Annotated in this window: 6 protein-coding genes and 1 pseudogene; 5 read left to right on the top strand and 2 right to left on the bottom strand. The window is 71.1% G+C overall.

Annotated features, from left to right (window positions below; translation table 11 throughout):
• On the bottom strand, positions 1–1,120 hold a 1,120-nt coding region (locus BFF77_RS22770), incomplete at its 3' end, for a GAF domain-containing protein (protein ID WP_141698496.1).
• 174 nt (positions 1,121–1,294) lie between these two features.
• On the opposite strand from BFF77_RS22770, the gene aspS reads away from it, so the two are divergent.
• The 4 genes from aspS (at position 1,295) to BFF77_RS22750 (ending at position 5,518) form a co-directional block, all read left to right on the top strand.
• Entirely contained in the window at positions 1,295–3,067 is a 1,773-nt protein-coding gene (gene aspS / locus BFF77_RS22765; RefSeq protein WP_066952857.1) for an aspartate--tRNA ligase, read from the top strand.
• A gap of 168 nt (positions 3,068–3,235) precedes the next feature.
• Positions 3,236–3,745 carry a SigE family RNA polymerase sigma factor gene (locus tag BFF77_RS22760; RefSeq protein ID WP_066952855.1) on the top strand — a complete coding sequence of 170 codons (510 nt, stop codon included), beginning with the start codon at positions 3,236–3,238 and terminating at the stop codon, positions 3,743–3,745.
• A complete protein-coding gene (locus BFF77_RS22755) occupies positions 3,738–4,652 on the top strand; it encodes a hypothetical protein (RefSeq protein WP_066952853.1) in 915 nt (304 codons plus the stop codon). The genes BFF77_RS22760 and BFF77_RS22755 overlap by 8 nt, the downstream gene beginning before the upstream one ends.
• A gap of 11 nt (positions 4,653–4,663) precedes the next feature.
• A complete protein-coding gene (locus BFF77_RS22750; RefSeq protein ID WP_245703653.1) occupies positions 4,664–5,518 on the top strand; it encodes a L,D-transpeptidase family protein in 855 nt (284 codons plus the stop codon).
• Between the two features lie 161 nt (positions 5,519–5,679).
• On the opposite strand, the gene metG is transcribed toward BFF77_RS22750, so the two are convergent.
• The gene (metG, locus tag BFF77_RS22745; protein WP_066952851.1) at positions 5,680–7,407 is read right to left on the bottom strand and encodes a methionine--tRNA ligase; all 1,728 of its coding nucleotides are present in this window, start codon (positions 7,405–7,407) and stop codon (positions 5,680–5,682) included.
• 229 nt (positions 7,408–7,636) lie between these two features.
• Between metG and BFF77_RS35265 the strand changes: the two are divergent.
• A pseudogene (locus BFF77_RS35265) lies at positions 7,637–7,722 on the top strand (response regulator transcription factor); the annotation flags it as partial.

The following is a 7,722-nucleotide window of genomic DNA, read 5'->3' as shown; positions in this document are numbered from 1 at the left end:
CTCCGCCCCGGCCCCGGGCGCCGGAGCCCCGGCCGGATCCGCCGTCGGGCCGCGCCGGCCCGCCCGGCAGCGGGATCATGTCGTACCAGTCGCCGCCGATCTGGAGCCCGCCGCCGGTCGGCACGTACCGCGCCGCCACCGTCATCCCCGGGATCTCCGGCCCGAGCGTCGGCATCATCGTGCGCTGGAGGCCGAGCGACAGCTCACGCTCGGTCTCGGCCAGAGAGGCGCGGGACAGCGCCTGCGCCAGCATCCGCGCCACCGTCGTCAGCACGGAGCGCTCGTCGGGGGAGAACGCGACGCGGTGCTTGAACCCGGCCATCCAGCACCCCAGCGTGCGCCCGGACACGACCAGCGGGAGATAGGCCCAGGAGCGCCGCTCGAAGCGGCGCACGGAGTGCCAGGCGGCCGGGTAGCGGGCGCTGTACGCCTCCGGCGACGGCAGATAGACGGCCCGCCCGCTCCGTACGACCTCGGCCGCCGGATAGTCCGTGTCCAGCCGCATGTCCTCGAAGGGAGCCGCGTCCCCGGGATCGTGCCCGTGGTGGCCGATGATCGTCAGCCGGTCGCCGGAGACACCGAAGACCGCGAGACCGTCCGGCGAGAAGCCCGGCATGGACAGGGACGCGGCGACACGCAGCACCTCGGCGGTCGAGCGGGCCTCGGCCAGCGCGCGGCCCGCGTCGAGCAGGAACGCCTCGCGGGAGCGGCGCCAGTCGCCGGTGACCGAGGTGCCCCCGACGGCGGTTCCCGGCCGAACCTCCGCGACCTCCTGGATCGTGCCGTACAGCTCGACGTACGGCGGGCCCTCGGGCTCGCGCCGGACGGCCGTCCTGGCCCGGGACCGTACGGTACGGAGCACCCTGCCGTTCTCGTCCATGATCCGCAGCCGGGCCTCGGCGAGCGTACGCTCGGCGATCGCGAGATGGACGATGCCGCTGATCTCGTTCCAGTCGACCGGATGGAACCGCGCGCGTGCCGCCGCCAGCGTGAGCACCACGGGCTCGGCAGGCAGCCCGAGCAGCCGGGCCGCCTCCGCGTCGAAGGTGACCGTCCCGGACGCGTTGTCCCAGCGCCACAGACCGGTCGCGATCGCGGACAGGACATCCTCGGTGCGCATTGTCCCACTTTATGAATATCTGAGGAGTGAACGCCACTGAGGGGCGGAACGGCCGGGCGGTAACCTGTTGTGCGGTACGCCATCGTCCTGTTGTGCTGTACCGCGGATCCCACCGGCCACCGGCCGGAGCCCGACGAGGCCAACCCCAACCCGCTAAGACTGGATGAAACGACGATGCATCGGTACAGGTCCCACACCTGCGGCGAGCTCCGCGCCTCTGACGTCGGCACCGACGTCCGGCTGAGCGGCTGGCTGCACAATCGCCGAGACCTGGGCGGCATCCTCTTCATCGATCTCCGTGACCACTACGGACTGGTCCAGCTCGTCGCCAGGCCCGGCACCGCGGCCAACGAGGAGCTGTCCAGGCTCACCAAGGAGACCGTCGTCCGGATCGACGGCACGGTCTCCGCGCGCGGTGCGGAGAACGTCAACCCGGAGCTGCCGACCGGCGAGATCGAGATCGAGGTCTCCGAGGTCGAGATCCTCGGCGCGGCGGGCCCGCTGCCCTTCACGGTCAACGCCGAGGACGGCGTCAACGAGGAGCGGCGCCTGGAGTACCGCTTCCTCGATCTGCGCCGCGAGCGCATGCACCGCAACATCATGCTGCGCACGGCCGTGATCTCCGCCATCCGGCACAAGATGACCGCGCTGGGCTTCAACGAGATGGCCACCCCGATCCTCACCGCGACCTCTCCCGAGGGCGCCCGTGACTTCGTGGTGCCCTCCCGGCTCAACCCGGGCAGGTTCTACGCGCTGCCGCAGGCGCCGCAGCAGTTCAAGCAGCTCCTGATGATCTCGGGCTTCGACCGCTACTTCCAGATCGCGCCGTGCTTCCGCGACGAGGACGCCCGCGCCGACCGCTCGCCGGGCGAGTTCTACCAGCTCGACGTCGAGATGAGCTTCGTCGAGCAGGAGGATGTCTTCCGCCCGATCGAGAAGCTCATGACCGAGCTGTTCGAGGAGTTCGGCGGCGGCCGTCATGTCACCTCGCCGTTCCCGAGGATCCCCTTCCGCGAGTCGATGCTGAAGTACGGCAACGACAAGCCGGATCTGCGGGCCCGGCTGGAGCTGGCCGACATCTCGGACGTCTTCGAGGGCTCCGAGTTCAAGGCGTTCGCGGACAAGCACGTACGCGCGCTGCCGGTCCCGGACACCGCGGGCCGGCCGCGGAAGTTCTTCGACGGGCTCGGCGAGTTCGCCGTCGAGCACGGTGCGAAGGGCCTGGCCTGGGTGCGGGTCGGCGAGGACGGCGCGCTGAGCGGCCCGATCGCCAAGTTCCTCACCGAGGAGAACGTCAAGATCCTCACCGAGCGCCTCGGTCTCGTGCCCGGCCACGCCGTCTTCTTCGGCGCGGGCGAGTACGACGAGGTCTCCAAGATCATGAGCGCGGTCCGCGTCGAGGCGGCCAGGCGCTCCGGGCACTTCGACGAGGGCGTCTTCCGGTTCTGCTGGATCGTCGACTTCCCGATGTACGAGAAGGACGAGGAGACCGGGAAGATCGACTTCTCGCACAACCCGTTCTCGATGCCCCAGGGCGGTCTGGCCGATCTGGAGACCAAGGACCCGCTGGACATCCTGGCGTGGCAGTACGACATCGTCTGCAACGGCATCGAGCTCTCCTCCGGCGCGATCAGGAACCACGAGCCCGAGGTCATGATCAAGGCCTTCGAGATCGCCGGTTACGACCGCGAGACCGTCGAGCACGAGTTCGCGGGCATGCTCCGCGCCTTCCGCCTCGGCGCTCCGCCGCACGGTGGTATCGCCCCGGGCGTGGACCGTATCGTCATGCTGCTGGCCGACGAGCCGAACATCCGCGAGACGATCGCCTTCCCGCTCAACGGCAACGCCCAGGACCTGATGATGGGCGCGCCGACGGAGCTGGCGGAGTCGCGTCTGCGGGAGCTGAACATCGCGCTGCGCAAGCCGGTCGCCAAGTCCGGCGAGTAGCCCGGCGGGTGGCACGGGCGAGGGGGCGGTCCGGCACCGGAAGGTTCCGGGCCGCCCCCTCGCCGGTGACTCCCCGCCCGGACCGCTTCTCCTTCCGGGGCAACCCGATCGGTGCGCCGACGCGTTCCACAGGCGTGGGAAACCGAACAGGACGGCGGGGGCACGAGGATGGATCCGGGCGAGGGCGACTTCGAGGCGTTCGTCGCCGCCCGGGGACCGCGGCTGCTGCGGGTGGCGTGGCTGCTGACCGGCGACGCGCATCTGGCAGAGGATCTGCTCCAGAGCACCCTGGCGAAGGTGTGGCCGAAGTGGTCGCGCATCTCCGGGGACCGGCCGGAGGCCTATGTGCGCAAGGCGCTGGTGCATCTGCACGCGTCCTGGTGGCGGCGGCGGTGGCGCGGCGAGCTGCCGTACGGGGAGCTGCCGGACACGGCCGGGGCCGTCGACGCGTACGAGCATGTCGATCTGGAGCAGTCGCTCGCCGCCGCGGTACGGGCGCTGCCCGTGCGGCAGCGCGCGGTGGTCGTGCTGCGGTACTTCGAGGACCTGAGCGTCGAGGACACCGCCGAGACCCTGGGCTGTTCGACGGGCACCGTGAAGAGCCAGTCGGCGCGGGCGCTGCGCTCCCTGCGGGCGGCGCTGCCCGCGTCGGTGGCGGGCGGTGAGCGCCATGGGTGAGCCGGCGCGCACGCCCGGGGCCGGGGCCGCCCACGGCCACGGCCACGGCCACGAGGACGCGTACGACGACGAGCGGGAGCTGCGGATCCTGCTGGAACGGGCCGTGCCCAGGCTGCCCGCCCCGGAGGAGCGGCTGAGCCGGGTACGGGAGCGGGTCCGCCGGGCCCGCCGCCGGCGCCGTACGGGAGGGGCCGCCGCGGCGGCCGTGACCGGGCTCATGCTGGCGGGAACGTTCCTCCCTGGCGCCCTGCGCGGTGGCCCCGAACCGCTGCCGCCCGCGGCCCCGGGGCCCTCGGTGACCGAACGGCGGGATCCGGTCGCGGGCCAGGACCCGACCGGGGGACCGGACCCGGCGCCGACCTCGTCCGGGGTCCCGTTCCGGTTCGAGCATGTGGCCGGTCTGACGCTGCGGCTGCCCGAGGGCTGGCAGGCGGTGGACATGCCGGGCTTCGGCGGGCTCAAGTCGGCGGCCCGGGGCTACGCCTCGTCCGAGCGGCTGACCGCGTACGGACAAGGAGAGTCCTGCCCGAAGAAGGCGAAGGACAGCGTGTGCGTGCCGCTCCAGGCACTCGCACCCGGCGGCGCCCTGCTCACCCTCACCCCCGTGATCGGGGTCGACATGTCGGGCAAGATCCAGCGGCCCCCGGAGCTGTACGCGTCGGCGGAACCGTCCGAGGTGTGCCGAGGCATCCGCGGCACCAGGGAGTACGCCGGTCTCCTGGGCGGTTCCACCACTCCCGTCACGGCCGTCGGCGTCACCCTCTGCGTCTCCGGCGACGCGCCGGGAACCGTCGAGGACGTCAGGGCGATGGTCACCGGCGCAGACTTCGGCAAGGGAACCGTGACGACTCCCCCGGCTGCTCCTCCGCCGACGGCAACCGCCGAGCGTCCCCCGATCGAGAAATGAGAGGCCCGCCCATGCCCGTCCGCTCTCTCCGTCCCGCTCGCAGCGGACCGCGGCCGGCCGCCGCGTTGCCGGCCGCCGTTCTGCCGGCCGCCGCGCTGCTGGTCACCGGCCTGCTGCTCACCGGCTGCGTGGGCACCGCGGACACCGCGGACAACGTCGGCTCCGCGCCGGGCGGAACGGCCACGCCGGGCGGTACGGCCTCGGAGGGCAAGGACACCGCCGGCTCCGCGGACAGCACCGGCCGGTCCGCGCCCGAGGCGCAGACCGTCGAGCCGCTGGAGATCTCCGGCCTCGGTCCCGAGACCCGCGCCCAGATCCCGCAGACGGCCAATCAGGCCGTGGTGGTGCGGGGCGACGACATCGACTCGGACCGGTCCGTCGTCATGGTCTACGAGCGGGATCCGGTGACCGGCTGGCGGCGGGCCTCCGACGAGTGGCCCGCGCACAACGCCCGGGAGGGCTGGACCGACGACCATGTCGAGGGAGATCTGCGTTCACCCATCGGAGTGTTCGATCTGACCGACGCGGGCGGCAAACTGGCCGATCCGGGCTCGAAGCTCCCGTACGACCGGGGGCGCGCCTTCGAGGCGGAGGGCACCGGCTTCGAGGGCGAGTCGCTCCGGGGGACCTTCGACTATGTGATCGCGATCAACTACAACCGGGTGCCGGGCACCAGTCCGATCGACTGGACCCGGCCGCTCGGCCAGGACAAGGGCGGCGGTATCTGGCTCCATGTGGACCACGGCGGTCCCACCCAGGGCTGTGTCGCCCTGCCGCGCCCGCGCATGAAGGAACTGCTGCGCACGCTCGATCCGGCGAAGCGGCCGGTGGTGGTGATGGGCGACTCGGCCTCGCTGAGTTTGTGACGCACGGCGGCCCGGATCCATGGCGAAGGGCCCGGGAGCGCCGCGCCCCGGGCCCTTCGCCGCTGCTGTCGTGCGGACGGGTGCCGTACGGACGGCTGCCGTGCGGACGAGCGCCGTTGAGGCGAGCCGCGTCCGGACGGGCGCCGTCCGTACCGCTTCGTCTACTCGGCCGGGTCCTCGCCGCCGAAGCGCTCCTTGTACGCCGCCAGATCCTCATCAGTGATCTTGGCGAAGAGCACCGGCGGCACCGTGAACGCCGTACCGGCCGGAACGGCCGTCAGGGAGCGTGCCTCCTCGGCCGTCACCCAGCTCGCCGTGTCGTCGCTCAGCGCGAACGCCTCGCGCATGGCCCGGGCGGAGGCAGGGATGAACGGCTCGGAGACCACCGCGTACAGATGGATCAGGTTCATCGCGGTGCGGAGCGTGAGGGCCGCGCCCTCCTCGTCCGTCTTGATCTCCAGCCAGGGGGCCTTCTCCTCCAGATACGAGTTGCCCGCGGACCACAGGGCGCGCAGCGCCGCCGCCGCCTTGCGGAACTGGAGCGACTCCAACTGGCGCTCGTACTCCGCGAGCAGCCGCGCGATCTCCTGGCCGAGCTTCTCCTCCGCCTCGCCCGCCGCCTTGCCCGCCGGCACCGCGTCGCCGAAGCGCTTGCGCGAGAAGGACAGCACGCGGTTGACGAAATTGCCGAGGGTGTCGGCGAGGTCCTTGTTGACCGTCGCCGTGAAGTGCTCCCAGGAGAAGGACGTGTCGTCCGACTCGGGCGCGTTCGCGATCAGGAAATAGCGCCAGTAGTCGGCGGGCAGCAGATCCAGCGCGGCGTCGGTGAAGACGCCTCGCTTCTGCGAGGTGGAGAACTTGCCGCCGTAGTAGTTCAGCCAGTTGAAGGCCTTGACGTAGTCGACCTTCTTCCAGGGCTCACGGGTGCCGAGCTGGGTGGCGGGGAACATCACCGTGTGGAAGGGGACGTTGTCCTTGGCCATGAACTCGGTGTACCGGACGGTGTCGTCGGCCTCGTACCACCACGACTTCCAGTCGCGGACCTCGCCGTCGGCGGCGGCGTCCGCCCACTCCTTCGTCGCGCCGATGTACTCGATCGGGGCGTCGAACCAGACGTAGAAGACCTTGCCCTCGGCGGCCAGCTCCGGCCACGCGTCGGCCGGGACCGGCACGCCCCAGTCCAGGTCGCGGGTGATCGCGCGGTCGTGCAGGCCCTCCGTCAGCCACTTGCGCGCGATGGACGAGGCGAGCTGCGGCCACTCCGCGCCGTTCTCGTCGATCCAGGCCTCGACCTCGCCCGCCAGCTTCGACTGGAGCAGGAAGAGATGCTTGGTCTCGCGGATCTCCAGCTCGCTGCTGCCGCTGATCACCGAGCGCGGCTCGATCAGATCCGTCGGGTCCAGCACGCGCGTGCAGTTCTCGCACTGGTCGCCGCGCGCCCTGTCGTAACCGCAGTGCGGGCAGGTGCCGACGATGTAGCGGTCCGGGAGGAAGCGGTCGTCGGCGATCGAGAAGACCTGGCGGATGGCCCGCTCCTCGATGAAGCCGTTCTCCTTCAGCCTGCGCGCGAAGTGCTGGGTGATCTCGCGGTTCTCCGCGGACGAGCTGCGGCCGAAGTAGTCGAACTTCAGCTCGAAGCCGTCGTAGATCGCCTTCTGGGCGTCGTGCTGCTCGGCACAGAAGACGTCGACCGGGACACCCGCCTCCTTCGCGGCGAGCTCGGCGGGCGTGCCGTGCTCGTCGGTGGCGCAGATGTAGAGGACGTCGTGACCGCGCTGGCGGAGGTACCTGGTGTACACGTCCGCCGGGAGCATGGACCCCACCATGTTGCCCAGGTGCTTGATCCCGTTGATGTACGGAAGGGCGCTGGTGATGAGGTGTCGAGCCATTGCGGGCTGCTCCCAAGTCGCTACATGGAGTGATCGATCGGTCTACGGAATGTCAATATCGTATCCGACCCCTCGGACACGGGTCGCCCGGCTTTCGGGGGGACGACGGGGGCGGGGACGGGGCGGGGACGCGGAGAGCTTTGCGAAACACCCCGTGCCGTAGACAGGCCCATCCCGGGAGGAGAAGGGCATCATGCACGAGGCAGGGCACGAGGCGAGGGACGACAGCATGCGGGTACTGGTCGCCGAGGACGAGGAGGTCCTCGCCGAGCTGGTGGCGACCGGACTGCGGCGTGCGGGATTCGCCGTCGACAC

The sequence above is a fragment of the Streptomyces lushanensis genome (genome assembly GCF_001700515.1).
GTDB lineage: Bacteria > Actinomycetota > Actinomycetes > Streptomycetales > Streptomycetaceae > Streptomyces > Streptomyces lushanensis.
Note: the sequence above shows the minus strand (reverse complement) of the source record. Positions and strands in the feature narration are given on the sequence as shown.